Source organism: Mesorhizobium sp. USDA 4775 (assembly GCF_054062655.1).
This window is the reverse complement of the sequence record NZ_JBSSFM010000001.1, coordinates 3,784,260-3,803,406: the sequence shown is the minus strand read 5'-3', so window position 1 is coordinate 3,803,406 and position 19,147 is coordinate 3,784,260. Positions and strand designations below refer to the sequence as shown.

Sequence of the window (19,147 nt, the reverse complement as noted above, 5' to 3'; positions counted from 1 at the left end):
TCAAAAAACGGGGGCCGCCATATGCGGTAGGCGAAGCGCCTCCCGCGACCGCTCCCCGCGGCGTTACACTTACTTCTTCTTGCCTTCCTTGCGGACGATCTTCTCGCCAGCGTAGCGGACGCCCTTGCCCTTGTAGGGCTCCGGACCGCGATATTCGCGGATCTCGGCGGCGACCTGGCCGACCTGCTGCTTGTCGATGCCGGTCACGGTGATTTCCGTCGGCTTCGGCACAGCGATGGTGACACCGGCCGGCGTCTCATAGACGACGTCATGGCTGAAGCCAAGAGCCAGCTGCAGGTTCTTGCCCTGCATGGCGGCGCGATAGCCGACGCCGGTGATCTCGAGCTTCTTCTCGAAGCCGTCCTTGACGCCCTGCAGAATGTTGACGATCTGCGTGCGCGACATGCCCCACTTGGAGCGGGCGGTCTTGGTCTGGTCGCGCGGCTGGACAGCGATCTCGCTGCCTTCCATCTTGACCAGGACTTCGTCGTTCACCACGAACTTCAGCTCGCCCTTGGGGCCCTTCGCCGTCACGGTCTGGCCGTTGACGGTCGCGGTCACGCCCTGAGGCAGCGAAACGGGTTTCTTTCCAATACGAGACATTTTGTTGTCCTCGTCACTTCTCTTGTTTCAGGTCTCTGTCTTCGGAACGATCCGAAGACCGGATTCCAATTTGCGGTCAGCTGCCAGATCAGAAGATCTGGCAGAGGATCTCGCCGCCGACGTTCTGTTCGCGGGCTTCGTGATCGGCCATCACGCCCTTCGGCGTCGAAAGGATGGCGATGCCGAGGCCGTTGGCGACGTGCGGGATCGACTTGGCCGAGACGTAAACGCGGCGGCCCGGCTTCGAGACGCGGGCGATTTCGCGCACGACCGGCGCACCGTCGAAATACTTCAGCTCGATTTCGATCTCGGACTTACCGTTGTCGAAGTCGGTCTGGCTGTAGTCGCGGATATAGCCTTCAGCCTTCAGCACGTCGAGGACGCGGGTGCGCAGACGCGAGGCCGGCGTCGAGACACTCGACTTCTTGCGGCCGTAGGCGTTGCGGATGCGGGTCAGCATATCGCCGAGAGGATCGCTCAATGACATGTTATGTCCTCCTTACCAGCTCGACTTGACCAGGCCCGGGATCTGGCCGTTGTTGCCGAGATCACGAAGCGCGATGCGCGATACTTTGAGCTTGCGATAGTAGGCACGCGGACGGCCGGTGACTTCGCAGCGGTTGCGGATGCGGATCTTGGCCGAGTTGCGCGGCAGGGCAGCAAGCTTGAGCTGAGCGCGGAAGCGCTCTTCCATCGGCTTGGACTGATCCATGATGATCGCCTTCAGGGCAGCGCGCTTGGGACCGTACTGGTCGGCAAGCTTGCGGCGCCTGTTGTTCTTCTCGACTGAGCTGGTCTTTGCCATTTCAGATTTTTCCTTTTCTCGCTGCCGTTACTGGCGGAAGGGGAAGTTGAAAGCCTTGAGCAATGCCCGGGCTTCGTCGTCCGTCTTCGCAGTCGTACAAACGATGACGTCCATGCCCCAGATCTGATCAACCTTGTCGTAGTTGATCTCCGGGAACACGATATGCTCCTTGATGCCCATGGCGTAGTTGCCACGGCCATCGAAGCTCTTGGGGTTCAGTCCGCGGAAGTCGCGGACGCGCGGCAGCGCGATGTTCACGAGGCGGTCGAGGAACTCGTACATGCGTTCCTTGCGCAGCGTGACCTTGGCGCCGATCGGCATGTTCTCGCGGACCTTGAAGCCGGCGATCGAATTGCGGGCGCGGGTGACGACGGCCTTCTGGCCGGCGATCAGCGCCAGGTCTTCGGCCGCAACCGAAGGCTTCTTCGAATCGGCGGTCGCTTCGCCGACACCCATGTTCAGCACGATCTTGTCGAGGCGCGGAACCTGCATGTCGTTGTCGTAGCCGAACTGCTCCTGCAGCGCCTTGCGGATGGTCTCGTTGTAGACCTGCTTCAGACGCGGCGTGTTGGTGGCAGTCGCCTGCTTGCTTTGAGCCTTAGCCATTGATGACTTCTCCCGAGCGCTTGGCGACGCGCACCTTCTTGCCGTCCTTCTGGAAGATGAAACCGACGCGGGTCGGCTTGCCATCCTTGGGGTCGGCGAGCGCGATGTTCGACAGCTGGATCGGCGCTTCCTTGGTAATGATCCCGCCCTCTTGGGACTGGGTCTGCTTCTGGTGACGACGGATCATGTTGACGCCGCGCACCAGCGCGGTGTCATCCTTCGGCTGAACCGAGAGGACTTCGCCCGAACGGCCCTTGTCCTTGCCGGCCAGCACGACGACCTTGTCGCCTTTTCTAATCTTTTGCATTGGTCCGGCTCCTTACAGCACTTCAGGCGCGAGCGAGATGATCTTCATGTGGTTCTTGGCGCGGAGTTCGCGCGGAACCGGTCCGAAGATACGCGTGCCGATCGGCTCTTTCTTGTTGTCGACGAGAACGGCCGCGTTCTTGTCGAAACGGATCACGCTGCCGTCCGGGCGGCGGATGTCCTTGGCCGTGCGAACCACGACCGCCTTCATCACATCGCCCTTCTTAACGCGGCCGCGCGGAATGGCTTCCTTGATGGACACCACGATGATGTCGCCCACGGAAGCGTATTTCCGCTTCGAGCCGCCCAGCACCTTGATGCACATGACACGACGCGCGCCGGAATTATCCGCCACGTCGAGGTTTGTTTGCATCTGAATCATGACTGGCCGCCTTCTTCTTTTCTAACGGGACGGGCTCGAAGCCCCTCCCCGGTCTGTCCAAAATTCGTTGTTTACGCCCGGAGGTCAGGCTTGGTCCGAAGACACGACGATCCAGCGCTTGTCCTTGGAAATCGGCTTCGATTCCTGGATGAACACCTGATCGCCAACCTTGTGGGCGTTGTTCTCGTCGTGCGCCTTGTACTTCTTGGTCATGCGCACGGTCTTCTTCATCACGGGATGCGTGAAGCGCCGTTCGACCTTGACGACAACCGTCTTCTCGTTCTTGTCGCTGACGACGGTGCCCTGCAGAATGCGCTTTGGCATGGTTTTCGTCCTTAAGCCTTCTTGGCCGCGGACTTTTCCGCAGCGATGGTCTTGATACGCGCAATGTCCTTACGGACCTGCCTCACGCGCGCGGTCTTCTCGAGCTGGCCGGTGGCCTTCTGGAAGCGCAGGTTGAACTGCTCCTTCTTCAGGCTGGCCAAATCGTCGGTCAGCTGGTCCTGGGTCTTGGTCCGGATGTCTTCGGCTTTCATGATCAGCCCGTCCTTATTCTGCGATGCGCTGTACGAAGCGCGTCCTGACCGAGAGCTTGGCCGCGCCGAGACGCAGCGCCTCACGGGCGGTTTCTTCACTGACGCCGTCGATCTCGAACATGATGCGGCCCGGCTTGACGCGCGCCGCCCAGTAGTCGACGGCACCCTTGCCCTTGCCCATGCGGACTTCGGTCGGCTTCGACGTGACCGGCAGATCCGGGAAAATGCGGATCCAGACGCGGCCAGCACGCTTCATTTCACGAGTGATCGCGCGGCGGGCCGCCTCGATCTCACGCGCGGTGACGCGGTTCGGCTCAAGCGCCTTCAGCCCGAAACCACCGAAATCCAGGTTGGTGCCGCCCTTTGCGGTACCATGGATACGGCCCTTGAACTGCTTGCGGAACTTTGTGCGCTTTGGCTGCAGCATCGTTCTAACTCCAAATTCCTAAATGTCTCAGGCGTTTTCGCGACGACGACCGCGTTCGCGATCACCACCACCGCCATGCGCAGCATCACCCTCGGTCGCGCGACGTTCCGAAGCCATCGGATCGTGCTCGAGGATCTCGCCCTTGAATACCCAGACCTTGACGCCGCAGATGCCATACGCCGTATTCGCCTCGGCCGTGCCGTAGTCGACATCGGCGCGCAGCGTGTGCAGCGGCACGCGGCCTTCACGGTACCACTCCATGCGGGCGATTTCGGCGCCGCCGAGACGGCCCGAGCAGTTGATGCGGATGCCTTCGGCACCGAGGCGCATCGCCGACTGCACGGCGCGCTTCATGGCGCGGCGGAACGCGATACGGCGCTCGAGCTGCTGGGCGATCGACTGGGCGACCAGGGTCGCGTCGATTTCCGGCTTGCGCACTTCAACGATGTTGAGGTGCGTCTCGGACTTCGTCATCTCCATCAGCTTCTTGCGAAGCTTCTCGATGTCGGCGCCCTTCTTGCCGATGATCAGACCCGGGCGCGCGGCATGGATGGTAACGCGGCACTTCTTGTGCGGGCGCTCGATCACGACCTTGGAGATCGCGGCCTGCTTGAGTTCCTTCTCAAGATACTTGCGGATCTTGATGTCCTCATGCAGCAGCTTGCCGTACTCGCCGGTGTTCGCGAACCAGCGCGAATCCCAGGTGCGGTTGATGCCGAGGCGAAGACCGATCGGATTGACTTTCTGGCCCATTATGCGGCCTCCCCTTTTTCTTCGACTTCACGAACGACGATCGTGAGGTGCGAGAACGGCTTCTCGATACGGCTGGCGCGACCACGGCCACGAGCGTGGAACCGCTTCATGACGATCGACTTGCCGACATAGGCTTCCGCCACCACCAGCGCATCGACATCGAGGTCGTGGTTGTTTTCCGCGTTGGCGATCGCCGATTCCAGCGTCTTCTTGACCGTGCCGGAAATCCGCTTGGCCGAGAATTCGAGGTCGGAAAGCGCTGTCGCGACCTTCTTGCCGCGGATCAGCGCGGCAACGAGGTTCAGCTTCTGCGGGCTGATACGGATCGTGCGCAACACGGCGCGCGCTTCGTTGTCAGCAAGCCTGCGCGGAGCTTTGGCCTTGCCCATGATTATTTCCTCTTCGCCTTCTTATCCGCGCCGTGACCGTAATAAGTCCGCGTCGGAGCGAATTCACCGAACTTATGACCGACCATGTCCTCGTTCACCGAGACGGGAACATGCTTCTGGCCGTTGTAGACACCGAAGGTGAAGCCGACGAACTGCGGCAGGATGGTGGAGCGACGGCTCCACATCTTGATCACCTCATTGCGACCACCTTCACGAACCTTGTCCACCTTCTTGAGAAGGTAGCCGTCGATGAAGGGGCCTTTCCAAATAGAACGAGTCACTTGGCGTTACCTCTTCTTAGCTCTTGCGCTGATGGCGCGAGCGCAGGATGAACTTGTCGGTCGCCTTGTTGGACCGCGTCTTCTTGCCCTTGGTCGGCTTGCCCCACGGGCTGACCGGATGACGGCCACCGGAGGTGCGGCCTTCACCACCGCCGTGCGGATGGTCGACCGGGTTCATGGTCACGCCGCGATTGTGCGGGCGCTTGCCACGCCAAACCGTGCGGCCGGCCTTGCCGTCGTTGATGTTGCCGTGGTCGGGGTTCGACACGGCACCGACGGTGGCCATGCAGGAGCCGTGAACGACACGCTGCTCGCCCGAATTGAGGCGCAGGATCGCCATGCCCTGGTCGCGACCGACGAGCTGGGCGTAACCGCCGGCCGAACGGGCGACCTGGCCACCCTTGCCCGGCTTCAGCTCGATGTTGTGGACGATCGTGCCGACCGGCATCGATGCCAGCGGCATCGCATTGCCCGGCTTCACGTCGACCGCTTCGCCGGCCACGATCTTGTCGCCGGCGGCAAGGCGCTGCGGGGCGATGATGTAGGACAGCTCACCATCGTCGTACTTGATCAGCGCGATGAAGGCGGTGCGGTTCGGATCGTATTCAATGCGCTCGACCGTGCCGACGACGTCGAACTTGCGGCGCTTGAAGTCGATGATGCGGTACGAACGCTTGTGACCACCGCCGATGAAGCGGGCGGTGATGCGGCCGTAATTGTTGCGGCCGCCCGACTTGGTCAGGCCCTCGGTCAGACCCTTGACGGGCTTGCCCTTGTAGAGGCCCGAGCGGTCGACGATGACCAGCTGGCGGGTGCTCGGCGTTACCGGGTTGAATTTTTTCAGTGCCATTGTTCTGTCCTCGCGGCCTTGCTCAGAGACCCGTCGCGACGTCGATCGACTGGCCGTCGGCCAGCGTCACAATCGCCTTCTTGACGTCGCTCTGGCGGCCGATCGTGCCGCGGAAGCGCTTGATCTTGCCCTTGCGGACAAGCGTGTTCACGGCCATCACCTTGACGCCGAACAGCGCTTCGACGGCGGCCTTGATTTCCGGCTTCGACGCCTTCTTGGCGACGTTGAAGACGACCTGGTTCTGCTCGGAAGCCATGGTCGACTTTTCGGTGATCGCCGGGCTGACGATCACGTCGTAGTGACGAAGGTCGGTCATTTAAAGCGCTCCTCGAGAGCCTCGACGGCGGCCTTGGAAAGGACCAGCGTGCCGCGGCGCAGAATGTCGTAGACGTTGATGCCCTGGATGGGCAGCACGTCGATGTTGGGGATGTTGGTCGCGGCCAGCTTGAAGTTCTTGTCAAGCTCGGCACCACCAATCACCAGGGCGTTGCTCAGGCCCAGCGTCGCGAAATTCGCGATCAGCGCCTTGGTCTTGGCCTCGGTCAGCTTCAGCTCGTCGATAACGATGATCGACGCGCTCTTGGCCTTGGCCGAGAGAGCATGCTTCAAGCCGAGAGCACGCACCTTCTTCGGCAGGTCGTGCTCGTGGCTGCGAACGACCGGGCCGTGGGCCTTGCCGCCGCCGCGGAACTGCGGAGCGCGTGCCGAATGGTGACGGGCGCGGCCCGTACCCTTCTGCTTGTACATCTTGGCGCCGGTGCGCGCGATTTCGGCGCGGCCCTTGGCCTTGTGCGTGCCCTGCTGCTTCTTGGCGAGCTGCCAGCGCACGACGCGCTGCAGGATGTCCTCGCGCGGATCAAGGCCGAAAATCTCCTCGGAGAGTTTCACCTTGCCGGCGTCCTTGCCGCCAAGCGTTGTGATCTTGAGATCCATTATTCCGCTCCCTCTGTGGCCGGAGCCTCGTTCTTAACAGCGGCGCGGATCGCGGCGGGCTTCGGCGCATTGGCCGGCAGTGCCACCTTGGCCGCATCGCGGACCAGGATCCAGGCGCCCTTCGATCCGGGAACCGCTCCGCGGATCAGGATCAGGCCGCGGTCGGCATCGGTCGAGACGATCTCGACATTCTGCGTCGTCACGCGGGTATCGCCCATGTGGCCGGCCATCTTCTTGCCCTTGAACACCTTGCCGGGGTCCTGGCGCTGGCCGGTCGAACCGTGCGTACGGTGCGAGACCGAGTTACCGTGCGTCGCGCGGCCACCACCCATGTGGTGACGCTTGATGACGCCCTGGAAACCCTTGCCGATCGTCGTGCCCGTCACATCGACCTTCTGGCCGGCGACAAAGTGCTCGACGGTGATCTCGGCGCCGACATCGATCATGTTGTCGGCCGAGACGCGGAACTCGGCAACCTTCGCCTTCGGCTCGACGGAAGCGGTCGCGAAATGGCCGCGCATCGCCTTCGACGTGTTCTTCACCTTGGCGAGGCCAACGCCGAGCTGAACGGCGGTGTAGCCATTCTTCTCCTGCGTGCGCTGCGCCACGACCTGGCAGTTCTCCATCTGGAGAACGGTGACGGGAACATGTTCCCCGGCATCGTTATAGATGCGGGTCATTCCCACCTTCTTTGCAATCACACCTGAACGCATCGGTTCAATTCCTTTAGAGTTCCGGGCCAGGGGCACCGCCCCTTACCGCGCTCTCATTCCCTTAGAGCTTGATCTCGACGTCGACGCCGGCGGCCAGATCGAGCTTCATCAAAGCATCGACGGTCTGCGGGGTCGGATCGACGATGTCGAGCAGACGCTTGTGCGTGCGCATCTCGAACTGCTCGCGGCTCTTCTTGTCGACGTGGGGCGACCGGTTCACCGTGAACTTTTCGATCCGCGTCGGCAGCGGAATGGGGCCGCGGACGTTTGCGCCGGTGCGCTTGGCCGTCGACACGATTTCCTTCGTCGAGGCGTCGAGCACGCGGTGATCAAACGCCTTCAGGCGGATGCGGATATTCTGTCCGTTCATGCGTCACTTCCTTGTTCTGGCGCGGCGCGGGCAACTTCCGCGCCCGCGACAGATCGGTTTAAGTCCAAATTACTCTTTGATGGTGACGACGATGCCGGCACCGACGGTGCGGCCGCCTTCACGGATGGCGAAGCGCAGCTTCTCTTCCATGGCGATCGGCACGATCAGCTCGACATCGACCGTGATGTTATCGCCAGGCATGACCATCTCGGTGCCAGCCGGCAGCGACACGATGCCGGTCACGTCCGTCGTGCGGAAGTAGAACTGCGGACGGTAGTTGGTGAAGAACGGCGTGTGACGGCCACCTTCGTCCTTGGTCAGGATGTAGGCCTCGGCCACGAACTTCTTGTGCGGCTTCACCGTGCCGGGCTTGGCCAGAACCTGGCCGCGCTCGACACCTTCACGATCAACGCCGCGCAGCAGCGCGCCGATGTTGTCGCCAGCCTGGCCCTGATCGAGCAGCTTGCGGAACATTTCCACGCCCGTGCAGGTCGTCTTGGTCGTCGGACGGATGCCGATGATTTCCAGCTCCTCGCCGACCTTGACCACGCCGCGCTCGACGCGGCCGGTCACGACCGTGCCACGGCCCGAGATCGAGAACACGTCTTCGATCGGCATCAGGAACGGCTTGTCGAGCGGACGAACAGGCGTCGGGATGTAGGCGTCGACCTGAGCCATCAGCTCGCGGATCGCGTCCTCGCCGATCGTCTTGTTGGAATCCTCAAGCGCGGCCAGCGCCGAACCCTTGACGATCGGAATGTCGTCGCCGGGGAACTCGTTCTTCGACAGCAGTTCACGAACCTCGAGCTCGACCAGTTCGAGCAGCTCGGCGTCGTCGACCTGGTCGACCTTGTTCAAGAACACCACGATCGACGGCACGCCGACCTGACGGGCGAGCAGGATGTGCTCGCGGGTCTGCGGCATCGGGCCGTCGGCAGCCGACACGACCAGGATCGCGCCGTCCATCTGCGCGGCACCGGTGATCATGTTCTTCACATAGTCGGCGTGGCCGGGGCAGTCGACGTGAGCGTAGTGGCGGTTGGCCGTCTCGTATTCAACGTGAGCCGTCGAGATGGTGATGCCGCGTGCCTTCTCTTCCGGCGCCGCATCGATCTGGTCGTAGCGCTTGTACTCGCCAAAATACTTCGTGATCGCCGCCGTCAGCGACGTCTTGCCATGGTCAACGTGACCAATCGTGCCGATGTTCACATGAGGCTTAGTGCGCTCGAATTTACCTTTTGCCATGTGATGTCTCCATTTCCTGCTCGCCCATGCGGGCTTTGAATTGCGTTACCGCGACGGCTCTTTCGAGTTACGCGTATTTTTTCTGGACTTCCTGGGCGACCGCGGTCGGGACCGGCTCGTAGTGGTCGAACTGCATCGTGTAGGCCGCGCGGCCCTGGCTCATCGAGCGCAGGTTGTCGACGTACTTGAACATGTTGGCGAGCGGCACCATCGCGTTGATGACGACGGCCACGCCGCGTGCTTCCTGGCCCTGGATCTGACCGCGACGGCCGTTCAGGTCGCCGATGACGCTGCCGACATAGTCTTCCGGCGTCACGACTTCGACCTTCATGATCGGCTCGAGCAGCTGCACGCCCAGCTTGGGTGCGGCTTCGCGGAAGCAGGCGCGGGACGCGATTTCGAAGGCCAGGACCGAGGAGTCGACGTCGTGGTAGGCGCCGTCGATCAGCGTCGCCCGGACACCGATCATCGGGAAGCCCGCGAACGGACCAGCGCCCATGACGCTCTGAATGCCCTTTTCGACACCCGGAATGTATTCCTTCGGCACCGCGCCGCCGACGATCTTGGACTCGAAGACGAACTCTTCGCTCTCCGTGTTCGGCTCGAAGATAACCTTGACGCGGGCGAACTGGCCGGTACCGCCGGTCTGTTTCTTGTGGGTGTAGTCCTGCTCGTGCTTGCGGGTGATCGTCTCGCGATAGGCCACCTGCGGAGCGCCGACATTGGCTTCGACCTTGAACTCGCGACGCATGCGGTCGACGATGATGTCGAGGTGCAGTTCGCCCATGCCGGAGATGATGGTCTGGCCGCTTTCCTCGTCGGTCTTGACGCGGAAGGACGGATCCTCGGCAGCCAGTCGGTGAAGGGCGAGGCCCATCTTTTCCTGATCGTTCTTGGTCTTCGGCTCGATGGCGATCTGGATGACCGGGTCGGGGAATTCCATGCGCTCGAGGATGACCGGGTGCAGCGGATCGCACAGAGTGTCGCCGGTGGTCGTGTCCTTGAGGCCAGCCAGAGCGACGATGTCGCCGGCGAAAGCTTCCTCAACGTCGGCGCGCGAATTCGCATGCATCTGCAGCATGCGGCCGATGCGCTCCTTCTTGCCCTTGACGGTGTTGTCGACCGAGACGCCCTTGGTGAGCTTGCCCGAGTAGATGCGGGCGAAGGTCAGCGAACCGACGAACGGGTCGTTCATGATCTTGAAGGCGAGCATCGACAGCGGCTCGTTGTCGTCCGCATGACGCTCGATCTCGGCGTCGGTCTTGGCATCGACACCCTTGATGGCGGGAACGTCGGCCGGCGACGGCAGGTACTCGACAACGGCGTCGAGCAGCGGCTGCACGCCCTTGTTCTTGAAGGCCGAACCGCAGAACATCGGATAGAACTTGACCGCGATCGTGCCCTTGCGGATCAGCGAACGGATCTCGTCATTCGACGGCATCTTGCCTTCGAGGTAGTTTTCGAGGGCCGTCTCGTCCATTTCGACGGCGGCTTCGATCATCTTCTCGCGGTATTCCACGGCACGAGCCTGAAGATCGGCCGGGATCTCGACGACGTCCCAGGCAGCGCCCAGCGTCTCGTCGCGCCAGACAAGCGCGTTCATCTCGACGAGGTCGACGACGCCCTTGAATTCGGTCTCGGCGCCAATCGGCAGCTGCATGACGACAGCCTGCGCACCGAGGCGTGAGCCGATCATCTCGACCGAGCGGTAGAAATCGGCGCCGATCTTGTCCATCTTGTTGCAGAAGATCATGCGCGGCACGCGGTACTTGTCGGCCTGGCGCCAGACGGTTTCCGTCTGCGGCTCGACACCGGCGTTGGCGTCGAGCAGCGCAATGGCGCCGTCGAGCACGCGCAGCGAACGCTCGACTTCGATGGTGAAGTCGACGTGTCCGGGAGTGTCGATGATGTTGAAGCGATGCATCTTGCCGTCGCGACCTTTCCAGAAGGTCGTAGTGGCGGCGGACGTGATGGTGATGCCGCGTTCCTGCTCCTGCTCCATCCAGTCCATGGTGGCAGCGCCGTCGTGCACTTCGCCGATCTTGTGCGACTTGCCCGTGTAATAGAGGACGCGCTCGGTGGTCGTCGTCTTGCCGGCGTCAATATGCGCCATGATACCGAAATTGCGGTAGTCTTCGATTTTGTATTCGCGGGCCATCGTAGCTGCCTCTCAGTCCTGTTCGCGCTTTACCAGCGGTAGTGTGCGAAAGCGCGGTTGGCTTCAGCCATCTTGTGGGTGTCTTCACGCTTCTTGACGGCCGTGCCGCGGTTGTTGGCCGCGTCCATCAGCTCGCCCGAGAGGCGGTCGATCATGGTGGTCTCGTTGCGGTTGCGGGCAGCCGCGATCAGCCAACGGATGGCCAATGCCTGGCGGCGCTCGGGACGCACGTCGACCGGAACCTGGTAGGTGGCGCCGCCGACGCGACGCGAACGCACTTCCACATGCGGCGCGACATTGTCGAGTGCCTGATGGAAGACGGTGACCGGCTCCTGCTTGGTCTTCGACTGGACCTGGTCGAGCGCGCCATAGACGATGGTCTCGGCGACCGACTTCTTGCCGTCATACATGACGGCGTTCATGAACTTGGTAACGATCAGATCGCCGAACTTCGGATCTGGGTTGATCTCACGCTTTTCTGCACTGTGACGACGCGACATGGCTTTTGTCTCTCAATCTCGTAGCCCGACGCGTTCAAGCAGCGCCAGGGCCGGAAAATCTTACTTTCGGACGCTTGGCGCCGTACTTCGAACGGCGCTGCTTGCGGTTCTTCACGCCCTGCGTGTCGAGCACGCCGCGGATGATGTGGTAGCGGACGCCCGGAAGATCCTTGACGCGGCCGCCGCGGATCATGACCACGGAGTGCTCCTGAAGGTTGTGACCTTCGCCGGGGATGTAACCGATCACTTCAAAACCATTGGTCAGGCGGATCTTGGCCACCTTGCGCAGCGCCGAGTTCGGCTTCTTCGGCGTCGTCGTGTAGACGCGCGTGCAGACGCCCCGCTTCTGCGGGTTCTGCTGCATGGCCGGGACCTTGTTGCGCTTCACCGGCGCAATGCGCGGCTTGCGGATCAGCTGGTTGACGGTAGGCATTAAACCCTCTTGTCTCTCAATTCCGTGTCTCGCCCGGTCAGGGCCGCTCAAAGCGTCATTTCCATACGCAAATTCGGGCCACAAACCGCGCCTCGCGGTCTTGCCCGAACAAATGGCAGAGGAAGCGGAAGCCGCTTCGTGCACGCCGGAAATGTCTTTTCGCTCGTAAAACGAACCCTGTTTGAAGCAAACTCCAAAGCGTGTCGCTTCGGAAGGGAGAGCCTCACATCGGTTCTGACTGGGCGGCTTCTACTCGTAAGCCCGCGAACCGTCAACCCCGCAGTGCCAAATATTGCATTGATGCCGGGGCTTGGCAGCCATGCGAAAGGCGCATGTAATTTTCTTTCGCCATTTTGCAAGTGCGAGGAAGAAAGTGACCGGCTTTTGGCTGTCGCGCGGCCCCGCTTCATGCGAAAAGGCGGCCTGAGCTCTGAAAACCCCCTCGCCTGTCCTTTGCCAAGAGGAATCAGCCCGTGAACGACAATGAAGAACGCCCGGTCACCATCATCACCGGCCGGGTGTGGAAGCGCAAAGGCGGCAAAGCGGAAGGCGTGCATGTCATGCTGGTGGCTCCCGACGACGATTCGGCGGTGCGCCGCGTCCTCGAATCGCTTGCGGCGGAAGGTTATGCCGAGGCCGAGCTCGATCAGATCGGCGATATGGACGGCGTGCCCGATGACGAGCCGCATCTGTCGGCCTATCAGGGCGCGCTCGAAGGCGAAGTCTCGATCGTCACGTTCGACGCGCCGATCTGAGAATCAGGTCCGGACACGGCTTACGCCGGCCGGACCGCCGCTCCATCTTTCGCAACTTGCCCGGTTGTCTTTCTCGCGCCTAGAAAAACCTGTCCTTCCCATTCCGGAGCCCCCATGTCGTCAAACAATAACGCCATCAACATAGGTATCGTCGGCGTCGGCAAGATCGTCCGCGACCAGCACCTGCCGGCGCTAGCCAAGGACCAGAGCTACCGACTCACCGCCGCCGCCAGCCGGCATGGCAAGGTCGACGGCATCCCGAACTTTCCAACCATCGAGGCGATGCTCGACGCGGTGCCGGAGCTTGAGGCCGTCTCGCTCTGCATGCCGCCGCAATTCCGCTACGACGCCGCGCGCACCGCGCTCGAGGCAAGGAAGCATGTCTTCCTGGAAAAGCCGCCGGGCGCAACGGTCAGCGAGGTCGAAGACCTGAAGGTGCTGGCCGAGAAAAACGGCGTCTCGCTATTTGCCAGCTGGCACTCGCGTTATGCGCCGGCGGTGGAGGCCGCGCGCGGTTTTCTCGCATCGACCCAGATTCGGTCGGCGGCTATCGTCTGGAAGGAAGATGTGCGCCGCTGGCATCCGAACCAGGAGTGGATCTGGGCGCCGGGCGGCTTCGGTGTCTTCGATCCCGGCATCAACGCACTGTCGATCGCAACCCACATCCTGCCGGCGATGTTCATCACCTCCGCCGTGCTCGACTTTCCTGAAAACCGCGCTGCCCCGGTCGCGGCGCAAGTCGCCTTCCGCACGTCGAACGGATTGCCGGTGACGATGGACCTCGACTGGCTGCAGACCGGCCCGCAAAGCTGGGACATCCTGGCCGACACGGATGCCGGCAAGATGGTGCTTTCCGGCGGCGGCTCGATACTCGCCATCGACGGCCGCGTCGTGCATGAGGAGCCGGAAGCGGAATACCCCATGCTCTACAAGCGTTTCGCCGAGATCGTGCGCGCCGGCATCTCAGATGTCGATCTCGCGCCGCTGCAGCATGTCGCCGACGCCTTCATGCTCGGCAAGCGCAATGCTGTCGAGGCGTTTTTCGACTGACCTTCAACTGACAATCGCAATCGCAAAGCCGTCATAGCCCTTGGCGCCTACTGTCTGGATGGCGGTGCCATCCAGGCGCTTGTCGCCGCCTATGAATGAGAACGCCGCCCGGGCGCCCACGACATTGGCGTCATGCCCACCGCCGTCGATCACCGCGCCGTCGCGGATGACATTGTCGCAGATGATGACTGTTCCCGGCCTCGAAAGCCGCGTGGCCCAGGAGAGATAGTTCGGGTTGTTCGGCTTGTCGGCGTCGATGAAGATGAGATCGAACGGCCCGGCATTTCCAGCGCTTAGCGCGGCCAGCGATTCAAGGGCCGGCCCGACCCGCAGTTCCACTTGGTTCGAAACCCCTGCACGTCCGAAATTCGACCGCGCGACCTTGGCGTGATGCGGGTCAAGTTCAAGCGTCACGATCTTGCCGTCCATGGGCAAGGCGCGCGCCATCCAGATCGTCGAATAGCCGCCCAGCGTGCCGATTTCGAGGATCTTCTTCGCACCCCGAATCCGCGCCAGCAGTGAAAGCAGCTTGCCCTGCGCCGGCGATACGTCGATCGGCGGCAGGCCTTCGTCACGGTTGGCGGCGAGAACGGCGTCAAGGGCTGGATCCGCTTCGAACAGAGCATCAACGATGTAGTCGTCGACCGCAGCCCAGGTCTTCCTGCTCATCGTTTCTTCTCCGATCAAAAGCCGAAACGCGAAAATGTAGCCCCGGGGCCTTTCTTGCCGCCATGGATACCAACTTCGCCACGCTCCGGAAAACAAAAAAGCCGCCGGGTTACCCCGACGGCCTTGTTGCCTGAGATTTCTTGCCGCCGCGCTTACTGCGCGGCGGTTGTCATATCGGCCAGCATCGGCTCGGCGATTTCCACACCGGAGGCCTTGCGGCGCTCGTCGATGATGAGTTCGTCGCGCGAGGTGGCGATGCGCCGGATCTGGCTCATCGTGCCGCCCGTACCGGCCGGGATCAGCCGGCCGACGATGACGTTTTCCTTCAAGCCCTGCAGCATGTCGGTCTTGCCGGCAACCGCGGCCTCCGTCAGCACCCTGGTCGTCTCCTGGAAGGAGGCGGCCGAGATGAAGGACGGCGTCTGCAGCGAGGCCTTGGTGATGCCGAGCAGCACCGGCTGACCTTCGGCCGGCTTCTTGCCGTCCTCGATCAGGCGCTCGTTGACCTCTTCCAGTTCGATCACGTCGACGTGGTCGCCCGGAATGTAGGTCGAGTCGCCCTGCGTGGTGATCTCGACCTTCTGCAGCATCTGGCGAACGATCACCTCGATGTGCTTGTCGTTGATCGACACGCCCTGCAGGCGGTAAACTTCCTGGATTTCGTTGACGAGGTAGGAAGCAAGTGCCTCCACGCCCTTGATCGCCAGGATGTCGTGCGGCGCCGGATTGCCGTCGAGGATGTAGTCGCCCTTCTCGATGACGTCGCCGTCCTGGAGGTGGAACGGCTTGCCCTTCGGGATCAGGTATTCGACCGGCTCGAGCGTCGAGTCATGCGGCTCGATGATGATGCGGCGCTTGTTCTTGTAGTCGCGGCCGAAGCGGATCGTGCCATCTATCTCGGCGATGATGGCGTGATCCTTCGGACGACGGGCCTCGAACAGTTCGGCAACACGCGGCAGACCGCCGGTGATGTCCTTGGTCTTGGCGCTTTCCATCGGAATACGCGCCAGCACGTCGCCGGGACGAACCTGCGCACCTGGCTCGACCGAGAGAATGGCCTCGACCGAGAGCAGGAAGCGGGCATCGCCACCCTTCGACAGCTTGCCGACCTTGCCCTTGGCGTCCTGAACGACGATCGCCGGCTTCAGATCGTTGCCGCGCGGCGTCGAACGCCAGTCGATGACCTCACGCTTGGTGATGCCGGTCGACTCGTCGGCCGTTTCCTGGACGGAAATGCCGTCGACCAGATCCTCGAACGCCACCTTGCCCTCGATTTCGGTGAGGATCGGGCGGGTGTAGGGATCCCACTCGGCGATACGCTGGCCGCGCTTCACCTTGTCGCCATCGTCCACGAAGATACGCGAACCATAGGTGACACGGTGCGTGGCACGCTCCTTGCCGGCCTCGTCGAGGATCAGCACCGCCATGTTGCGGCCCATGACCATCTGCTGGCCGTCGGAATTGCGCACCACGTTGCGGTTGCGGATTTCGACCTTGCCCTCATAGGAGGCTTCAAGGAACGAACTATCCACCACCTGCGCGGTACCGCCCATGTGGAAGGTACGCATGGTGAGCTGGGTGCCCGGCTCGCCGATCGACTGCGCCGCGATGACGCCGACGGCTTCACCCTGGTTGACCGGGGTGCCGCGCGCCAGATCGCGTCCGTAGCAGACCGCGCACACGCCGACCCTGACCTCGCAGGTCAGTGCCGAGCGGATGCGGACCGACTGGACGCCGGCCTTTTCGATCTGCTCCACGTCACGCTCGTCCATCAGCGTTCCGGCCTTGACCAGCAGGTCACCGGTCACCGGATGGTTGATGTCATCGAGCGCGGTGCGGCCCAGCACGCGCTGGCCGACCGAAGCGACGACCTGACCGGCATCGACGATCGGCTGCATGGTGAGGCCCTTGTCGGTGCCGCAATCCACGGAGTTGACGATGCAGTCCTGCGCCACGTCGACCAGACGACGGGTGAGGTAACCCGAGTTCGCCGTCTTCAAGGCGGTGTCGGCCAGACCCTTGCGGGCGCCGTGGGTCGAGTTGAAGTACTCGAGCACGGTCAGGCCTTCCTTGAAGTTCGAGATGATCGGCGTCTCGATGATTTCACCCGACGGCTTGGCCATCAGGCCGCGCATGCCGGCGAGCTGACGCATCTGGGTGGGCGAGCCACGCGCACCGGAGTGCGACATCATGTAGATCGAGTTCATCGGCTTCTGACGGCCGTTGTCTTCGAACTCCACCGCCTTGATGCGGGCCATCATCTCGTCGGCGACCTTTTCGGAGCACTTGGCCCAGGCGTCGACAACCTTGTTGTACTTCTCGCCCTGCGTGATCAGGCCGTCATTGTACTGCTGCTCGTATTCCTTGGCCAAAGCCTCGGTGTCGGAGACCAGCTTGATCTTGCTGTCCGGGATCAGCATGTCGTCCTTGCCGAACGAAATGCCGGCACGGCAGGCGTGAGCGAAGCCGAGCGCCATGATGCGGTCGCAGAAAATGACCGTCTCCTTCTGACCGCAATGGCGGTAGACGGTGTCGATCATCTTGGAGATGTTCTTCTTGGTCATCTCCTGGTTGGCGGTCTCGTACGGCACATTGACGTTCTTCGGCAGAAGCTCGCCGATGATCATACGGCCAGGCGTGGTGTCATGGATCTTCGACACGACCTTGCCTTCGGCGTCGACCGTGCGGAAGCGGCCCTTGATCTTGGCGTGCAGGGTCACCGCCTTGGTCTCGAGCGCGTGCTGGAGTTCGCCCATGTCGGCAAACACCATGCCCTCGCCCGGCTCGTTCTGGTTGACGATCGAGAGATAGTAGAGACCCAGAACCATGTCCTGCGACGGCACGATGATCGGCGCGCCGGAAGCCGGGTGCAGGATGTTGTTGGTCGACATCATCAGCACGCGGGCTTCAAGCTGCGCTTCCAGGGACAGCGGCACGTGGACCGCCATCTGGTCGCCGTCGAAGTCGGCGTTGAAGGCCGTGCAGACCAGCGGGTGCAGCTGGATCGCCTTGCCTTCGATCAGGATCGGCTCGAACGCCTGGATGCCGAGGCGGTGCAGCGTCGGCGCACGGTTCAACAGAACCGGGTGCTCGCGGATGACCTCGTCGAGAATATCCCAGACTTCCGGACGCTCCTTCTCGACCAGCTTCTTGGCCTGCTTGACGGTCGAGGAGTAACCCTTGGCGTCGAGACGGGCGTAGATGAAGGGCTTGAACAGTTCGAGCGCCATCTTCTTCGGCAGGCCGCACTGGTGCAGCTTGAGCTCCGGACCGGTGACAATGACCGAGCGGCCGGAATAGTCGACGCGCTTGCCGAGCAGGTTCTGGCGGAACCGTCCCTGCTTGCCCTTCAACATGTCGGACAGCGACTTCAGCGGACGCTTGTTGGCGCCGGTGATGACGCGGCCGCGACGGCCGTTGTCGAACAGTGCGTCGACGGCTTCCTGCAGCATGCGCTTTTCATTGCGCACGATGATGCCGGGAGCGCGCAGCTCGATCAGCCGCTTCAGACGGTTGTTGCGGTTGATGACGCGGCGATAGAGATCGTTCAGGTCAGACGTCGCGAAACGTCCACCATCCAGCGGAACCAGCGGGCGCAGGTCCGGCGGGATAACCGGAACCACCTTCATGATCATCCATTCCGGACGGTTGCCGGATTCCATGAAGTTCTCGACGACCTTGAGCCGCTTCAAATACTTCTTCTGCTTCAGCTCGGACGTGGTCGAAGCCAGCTCCGAACGCAGGTCGCCGGCGATCTTCTCCAGATCCATGCCGGCCAGAAGGTCATGAATGGCCTCGGCGCCGATCATGGCAGTGAAGGAGTCCTCGCCATACTCGTCGACGGCGATCATGTACTCTTCCTCGCTGAGCAGCTGGTGCTCCTTCAGCGCGGTGAGGCCAGGCTCGGTGACGATGTAGTTCTCGAAGTAGAGGACGCGCTCGATATCCTTCAGCGTCATGTCGAGCAGCGTGCCGATGCGCGAAGGCAGCGACTTCAGGAACCAGATGTGAGCGACGGGAGCGGCGAGCTCGATATGGCCCATGCGCTCGCGGCGGACGCGCGACAGCGTGACTTCGACGCCGCACTTCTCGCAGATGACGCCCTTGTACTTCATGCGCTTGTACTTGCCGCACAGGCACTCGTAGTCCTTGATCGGGCCAAAAATGCGCGCGCAGAACAGACCGTCACGCTCCGGCTTGAAGGTGCGGTAGTTGATGGTCTCCGGCTTCTTGATCTCGCCGAACGACCAGGACAGAATCTTCTCAGGGCTGGCCAGTGAGATCCGGATGGAATCGAACACCTGCGCAGGCGCCTGCGGATTGAAGAGATTCATGACCTCTTGGTTCATGCCGTTCTCCTTTTCGGGGTCCTCGAAAACCCCT

At 62.2% G+C, this 19,147-nt stretch carries 25 protein-coding genes; 2 read left to right on the top strand and 23 right to left on the bottom strand.

The annotated features are described in order from the left end of the window. Window positions 1–69: 69 nt before the first annotated feature. From rplF to rpsL, 21 genes are all read right to left on the bottom strand, one after another. Window positions 70–603, bottom strand: coding sequence for a 50S ribosomal protein L6 (gene rplF, locus ACVILI_RS18655; RefSeq protein ID WP_019857968.1), 534 nt, complete (start codon window positions 601–603; stop codon window positions 70–72). A gap of 88 nt (window positions 604–691) precedes the next feature. Then, window positions 692–1,090: a 30S ribosomal protein S8 gene (rpsH, locus tag ACVILI_RS18650; protein ID WP_006205453.1), complete on the bottom strand. Its 399-nt coding sequence runs from the start codon at window positions 1,088–1,090 to the stop codon at window positions 692–694. Between the two features lie 12 nt (window positions 1,091–1,102). Then, window positions 1,103–1,408, bottom strand: coding sequence for a 30S ribosomal protein S14 (rpsN, locus tag ACVILI_RS18645; RefSeq protein WP_010909282.1), 306 nt, complete (start codon window positions 1,406–1,408; stop codon window positions 1,103–1,105). Window positions 1,409–1,435: 27 nt separating this feature from the next. Then, window positions 1,436–2,014: a 50S ribosomal protein L5 gene (gene rplE / locus ACVILI_RS18640; RefSeq protein ID WP_010909281.1), complete on the bottom strand. Its 579-nt coding sequence runs from the start codon at window positions 2,012–2,014 to the stop codon at window positions 1,436–1,438. Beyond that, window positions 2,007–2,321, bottom strand: a complete 315-nt coding sequence (gene rplX / locus ACVILI_RS18635; RefSeq protein WP_019857966.1) for a 50S ribosomal protein L24 — start codon at window positions 2,319–2,321, stop codon at window positions 2,007–2,009. Before rplX ends, rplE begins: the two co-directional genes overlap by 8 nt. 12 nt (window positions 2,322–2,333) lie before the next feature. Beyond that, on the bottom strand, window positions 2,334–2,702 hold the full coding sequence (gene rplN / locus ACVILI_RS18630) for a 50S ribosomal protein L14 (RefSeq protein WP_006205457.1): 369 nt from the start codon (window positions 2,700–2,702) through the stop codon (window positions 2,334–2,336). An 84-nt stretch (window positions 2,703–2,786) separates the two neighbouring features. Continuing rightward, window positions 2,787–3,026, bottom strand: coding sequence for a 30S ribosomal protein S17 (gene rpsQ / locus ACVILI_RS18625; protein WP_010909280.1), 240 nt, complete (start codon window positions 3,024–3,026; stop codon window positions 2,787–2,789). An 11-nt stretch (window positions 3,027–3,037) separates the two neighbouring features. After that, the gene (gene rpmC, locus ACVILI_RS18620; RefSeq protein ID WP_006205459.1) at window positions 3,038–3,238 is read right to left on the bottom strand and encodes a 50S ribosomal protein L29; all 201 of its coding nucleotides are present in this window, start codon (window positions 3,236–3,238) and stop codon (window positions 3,038–3,040) included. Window positions 3,239–3,251: 13 nt separating this feature from the next. Continuing rightward, on the bottom strand, window positions 3,252–3,665 hold the full coding sequence (rplP, locus tag ACVILI_RS18615; RefSeq protein WP_010909279.1) for a 50S ribosomal protein L16: 414 nt from the start codon (window positions 3,663–3,665) through the stop codon (window positions 3,252–3,254). A gap of 27 nt (window positions 3,666–3,692) precedes the next feature. Then, entirely contained in the window at window positions 3,693–4,418 is a 726-nt protein-coding gene (rpsC, locus tag ACVILI_RS18610; protein WP_010909278.1) for a 30S ribosomal protein S3, read from the bottom strand. Next, window positions 4,418–4,807 (bottom strand): 50S ribosomal protein L22, encoded by a 390-nt coding sequence (gene rplV / locus ACVILI_RS18605; RefSeq protein ID WP_010909277.1) that lies wholly within the window; start codon window positions 4,805–4,807, stop codon window positions 4,418–4,420. Before rplV ends, rpsC begins: the two co-directional genes overlap by 1 nt. Before the next feature lie 2 nt (window positions 4,808–4,809). Then, the gene (gene rpsS, locus ACVILI_RS18600; protein ID WP_006205463.1) at window positions 4,810–5,088 is read right to left on the bottom strand and encodes a 30S ribosomal protein S19; all 279 of its coding nucleotides are present in this window, start codon (window positions 5,086–5,088) and stop codon (window positions 4,810–4,812) included. Between the two features lie 16 nt (window positions 5,089–5,104). Continuing rightward, window positions 5,105–5,938, bottom strand: a complete 834-nt coding sequence (rplB, locus tag ACVILI_RS18595; RefSeq protein WP_010909276.1) for a 50S ribosomal protein L2 — start codon at window positions 5,936–5,938, stop codon at window positions 5,105–5,107. A 22-nt stretch (window positions 5,939–5,960) separates the two neighbouring features. Next, window positions 5,961–6,254, bottom strand: a complete 294-nt coding sequence (locus ACVILI_RS18590; protein ID WP_010909275.1) for a 50S ribosomal protein L23 — start codon at window positions 6,252–6,254, stop codon at window positions 5,961–5,963. Continuing rightward, on the bottom strand, window positions 6,251–6,871 hold the full coding sequence (gene rplD / locus ACVILI_RS18585) for a 50S ribosomal protein L4 (RefSeq protein ID WP_019857964.1): 621 nt from the start codon (window positions 6,869–6,871) through the stop codon (window positions 6,251–6,253). The genes ACVILI_RS18590 and rplD overlap by 4 nt, the downstream gene beginning before the upstream one ends. Continuing rightward, on the bottom strand, window positions 6,871–7,584 hold the full coding sequence (gene rplC, locus ACVILI_RS18580; RefSeq protein ID WP_010909273.1) for a 50S ribosomal protein L3: 714 nt from the start codon (window positions 7,582–7,584) through the stop codon (window positions 6,871–6,873). The genes rplD and rplC overlap by 1 nt, the downstream gene beginning before the upstream one ends. A gap of 61 nt (window positions 7,585–7,645) precedes the next feature. Then, window positions 7,646–7,954 carry a 30S ribosomal protein S10 gene (gene rpsJ / locus ACVILI_RS18575; RefSeq protein ID WP_010909272.1) on the bottom strand — a complete coding sequence of 103 codons (309 nt, stop codon included), beginning with the start codon at window positions 7,952–7,954 and terminating at the stop codon, window positions 7,646–7,648. 69 nt (window positions 7,955–8,023) lie between these two features. Then, window positions 8,024–9,199, bottom strand: a complete 1,176-nt coding sequence (gene tuf, locus ACVILI_RS18570) for an elongation factor Tu (RefSeq protein WP_010909256.1) — start codon at window positions 9,197–9,199, stop codon at window positions 8,024–8,026. 67 nt (window positions 9,200–9,266) lie between these two features. Next, window positions 9,267–11,357, bottom strand: coding sequence for an elongation factor G (gene fusA, locus ACVILI_RS18565; protein ID WP_019857963.1), 2,091 nt, complete (start codon window positions 11,355–11,357; stop codon window positions 9,267–9,269). A gap of 29 nt (window positions 11,358–11,386) precedes the next feature. Then, the gene (gene rpsG, locus ACVILI_RS18560) at window positions 11,387–11,857 is read right to left on the bottom strand and encodes a 30S ribosomal protein S7 (RefSeq protein WP_006202127.1); all 471 of its coding nucleotides are present in this window, start codon (window positions 11,855–11,857) and stop codon (window positions 11,387–11,389) included. A gap of 34 nt (window positions 11,858–11,891) precedes the next feature. Beyond that, window positions 11,892–12,290, bottom strand: coding sequence for a 30S ribosomal protein S12 (rpsL, locus tag ACVILI_RS18555; RefSeq protein ID WP_457102559.1), 399 nt, complete (start codon window positions 12,288–12,290; stop codon window positions 11,892–11,894). A 473-nt stretch (window positions 12,291–12,763) separates the two neighbouring features. Here rpsL and ACVILI_RS18550 point away from each other — a divergent pair, with 473 nt between their 5' ends. Continuing rightward, window positions 12,764–13,045, top strand: a complete 282-nt coding sequence (locus ACVILI_RS18550) for a hypothetical protein (RefSeq protein ID WP_038646651.1) — start codon at window positions 12,764–12,766, stop codon at window positions 13,043–13,045. 114 nt (window positions 13,046–13,159) lie between these two features. After that, on the top strand, window positions 13,160–14,095 hold the full coding sequence (locus ACVILI_RS18545; RefSeq protein ID WP_038646649.1) for a Gfo/Idh/MocA family protein: 936 nt from the start codon (window positions 13,160–13,162) through the stop codon (window positions 14,093–14,095). A gap of 3 nt (window positions 14,096–14,098) precedes the next feature. Here ACVILI_RS18545 and ACVILI_RS18540 read toward each other — a convergent pair whose 3' ends face one another. After that, the gene (locus ACVILI_RS18540; RefSeq protein WP_038646647.1) at window positions 14,099–14,764 is read right to left on the bottom strand and encodes an O-methyltransferase; all 666 of its coding nucleotides are present in this window, start codon (window positions 14,762–14,764) and stop codon (window positions 14,099–14,101) included. Between the two features lie 152 nt (window positions 14,765–14,916). Beyond that, window positions 14,917–19,113 (bottom strand): DNA-directed RNA polymerase subunit beta', encoded by a 4,197-nt coding sequence (rpoC, locus tag ACVILI_RS18535; RefSeq protein WP_027046808.1) that lies wholly within the window; start codon window positions 19,111–19,113, stop codon window positions 14,917–14,919. Window positions 19,114–19,147 lie beyond the last annotated feature (34 nt).

What these genes read in the sequence shown, in the direction of transcription:
- rplD (WP_019857964.1), bottom strand. Translation starts at nt 6,871, where the DNA reads ATGGATCTCAAGATCACAACGCTTGGCGGCAAGGACGCCGGCAAGGTG.
- rplB (WP_010909276.1), bottom strand. Translation starts at nt 5,938, where the DNA reads ATGGCACTGAAAAAATTCAACCCGGTAACGCCGAGCACCCGCCAGCTG.
- rpsJ (WP_010909272.1), bottom strand. Translation starts at nt 7,954, where the DNA reads ATGAACGGACAGAATATCCGCATCCGCCTGAAGGCGTTTGATCACCGC.
- fusA (WP_019857963.1), bottom strand. Translation starts at nt 11,357, where the DNA reads ATGGCCCGCGAATACAAAATCGAAGACTACCGCAATTTCGGTATCATG.
- rpsQ (WP_010909280.1), bottom strand. Translation starts at nt 3,026, where the DNA reads ATGCCAAAGCGCATTCTGCAGGGCACCGTCGTCAGCGACAAGAACGAG.
- ACVILI_RS18540 (WP_038646647.1), bottom strand. Translation starts at nt 14,764, where the DNA reads ATGAGCAGGAAGACCTGGGCTGCGGTCGACGACTACATCGTTGATGCT.
- rpsL (WP_457102559.1), bottom strand. Translation starts at nt 12,290, where the DNA reads ATGCCTACCGTCAACCAGCTGATCCGCAAGCCGCGCATTGCGCCGGTG.
- ACVILI_RS18545 (WP_038646649.1), top strand. Translation starts at nt 13,160, where the DNA reads ATGTCGTCAAACAATAACGCCATCAACATAGGTATCGTCGGCGTCGGC.
- rplE (WP_010909281.1), bottom strand. Translation starts at nt 2,014, where the DNA reads ATGGCTAAGGCTCAAAGCAAGCAGGCGACTGCCACCAACACGCCGCGT.
- rpsN (WP_010909282.1), bottom strand. Translation starts at nt 1,408, where the DNA reads ATGGCAAAGACCAGCTCAGTCGAGAAGAACAACAGGCGCCGCAAGCTT.
- rplV (WP_010909277.1), bottom strand. Translation starts at nt 4,807, where the DNA reads ATGGGCAAGGCCAAAGCTCCGCGCAGGCTTGCTGACAACGAAGCGCGC.
- rplN (WP_006205457.1), bottom strand. Translation starts at nt 2,702, where the DNA reads ATGATTCAGATGCAAACAAACCTCGACGTGGCGGATAATTCCGGCGCG.
- rplF (WP_019857968.1), bottom strand. Translation starts at nt 603, where the DNA reads ATGTCTCGTATTGGAAAGAAACCCGTTTCGCTGCCTCAGGGCGTGACC.
- rplX (WP_019857966.1), bottom strand. Translation starts at nt 2,321, where the DNA reads ATGCAAAAGATTAGAAAAGGCGACAAGGTCGTCGTGCTGGCCGGCAAG.
- rpsC (WP_010909278.1), bottom strand. Translation starts at nt 4,418, where the DNA reads ATGGGCCAGAAAGTCAATCCGATCGGTCTTCGCCTCGGCATCAACCGC.
- rplC (WP_010909273.1), bottom strand. Translation starts at nt 7,584, where the DNA reads ATGCGTTCAGGTGTGATTGCAAAGAAGGTGGGAATGACCCGCATCTAT.
- rplP (WP_010909279.1), bottom strand. Translation starts at nt 3,665, where the DNA reads ATGCTGCAGCCAAAGCGCACAAAGTTCCGCAAGCAGTTCAAGGGCCGT.
- rpsG (WP_006202127.1), bottom strand. Translation starts at nt 11,857, where the DNA reads ATGTCGCGTCGTCACAGTGCAGAAAAGCGTGAGATCAACCCAGATCCG.
- rpmC (WP_006205459.1), bottom strand. Translation starts at nt 3,238, where the DNA reads ATGAAAGCCGAAGACATCCGGACCAAGACCCAGGACCAGCTGACCGAC.
- tuf (WP_010909256.1), bottom strand. Translation starts at nt 9,199, where the DNA reads ATGGCAAAAGGTAAATTCGAGCGCACTAAGCCTCATGTGAACATCGGC.
- rpoC (WP_027046808.1), bottom strand. Translation starts at nt 19,113, where the DNA reads ATGAACCAAGAGGTCATGAATCTCTTCAATCCGCAGGCGCCTGCGCAG.
- ACVILI_RS18590 (WP_010909275.1), bottom strand. Translation starts at nt 6,254, where the DNA reads ATGACCGACCTTCGTCACTACGACGTGATCGTCAGCCCGGCGATCACC.
- rpsH (WP_006205453.1), bottom strand. Translation starts at nt 1,090, where the DNA reads ATGTCATTGAGCGATCCTCTCGGCGATATGCTGACCCGCATCCGCAAC.